The organism is Arthrobacter sp. HMSC08H08, from assembly GCF_001807575.1.
GTDB lineage: Bacteria > Actinomycetota > Actinomycetes > Actinomycetales > Micrococcaceae > Pseudoglutamicibacter > Pseudoglutamicibacter albus.
Window position 1 is genome coordinate 1 of the sequence record NZ_KV789401.1, and the last position, 1,430, is coordinate 1,430.

Annotated in this window: 1 protein-coding gene; it reads right to left on the reverse strand. The window is 56.1% G+C overall.

Annotated features, from left to right (window positions below; all coding sequences use genetic code 11):
* Positions 1-71: 71 nt before the first annotated feature.
* Positions 72-1,328, reverse strand: coding sequence for an integrase catalytic domain-containing protein (locus HMPREF3175_RS07415; protein WP_176744705.1), 1,257 nt, complete (start codon positions 1,326-1,328; stop codon positions 72-74).
* Between the last annotated feature and the right edge of the window lie 102 nt (positions 1,329-1,430).

The following is a 1,430-nucleotide window of genomic DNA, read 5'->3' on the forward strand; positions in this document are numbered from 1 at the left end:
CGTAGTGCCTCATGTCAAGTTGATCGCGTAGCCCTAATCGTGCCTCACAGAGATTGATCGCGTAGCCCTGCTTAGGCAGTATGGAGTTTCACCCCACCGGTTTGTCGTTTCCGTCGGTTCTGTTTCGCGTCTTCGACCTCAGCTGTGAGGACCTCAGTCTTCCAACTGGCTTTGGTGATGAGCATGTCCTGATACCGGACAATGTCACGCGTGAGTTCGACCGGGTTGAGCTTCGCGTACTGCGCCCGCAGCGCTCGTTCTTGAGCTACAGAGAGCAGCCCAGAGTCGAGCAGACGCTGGTACGGGGTCTTCGGGTCGTCATACACGCGCCGTCTACGCCCCTGCCCGTCCACGCTCCAACCGACAGGTTTCTTGGTGGGGGTGAAGAAGTTCATCTTCAGCATCACTGCCTGCCATAACAGTGTCAGCACGTCCCGCTCATCTGGGGTGTCGTAACGGTAGTAGAAACCGTATTTACGGACAATATGGTTGTTCTTTGACTCGACGAGGGCTTGATCATTCTTCTTGTAAGGCCTGGCTCTTGTGAAGAAGATCTTCCGGTCACCTGCCCACTCGATCACTTGGTCGTTGATGAACTCCGACCCGTTATCGCAGTCGAGCCCAGCAATATCAAACGGTAACGCAGCTTCCATGCGGGTGAGGGCGGCGAGCATGTGTACACGTGCGTTATTCCGTAACACTTCCAGGTGGGTCCATCCCGTCTGCACACAAGTGGCGGTCAAAGTTCTGGCGAATTCACCTTTCAGTGTGGGGCCGCAGTGCGCGACCGTGTCACACTCCAGAAAGCCGGGCTCATGCTCTGCCTCGTCGCCGGCTTTCCGGATCATGATCGAGGTGCGTAACAGCGCGCCAGAACGGGTGGCAGAGATCCCTTTCAACTCCAGTGACTGCCGGTGCTCTCGTAAATATCGGTCGATCGTCGCGGCAGACATCTCAAGCAGTTCGGCACGTACCGCAGGCGTGTAGTCGTGTTCACCGTGGCTGAGTTCGCCATGTGCTTCAAGCCGGCTGATCCATTCGGGGAGCATCTGACACATGTATTTCCCGCACGGGTACATCATGACCCGCCACAGCCACACCAGCACCCGTTTCGAGGCTGCCGAGTACTTCGTCGGGCGATGCCGACGACGATCAACTTTCGTCACATTCTTCACGCCCAGGTGTGGGCTGGTGAGATACCGTCTGGCTGATACTCGGGACAGCCCGGTGGTTGCGCAGAACTGATCCAGAATCACAGACTTCTCGGACCTCGTCGCGGTTTTGTAAGCCCGTTTGAGTTGTTTGGTGACTTCGATACGTGTCGACATTGAGACCACACCCTTGTTCATACTTGTTCAGCGTAGGAGTACGCGCTCAAAGTATGTGAGGCACGACTGTAGCTACGCGATCAATATATGTAAGGTACGCCG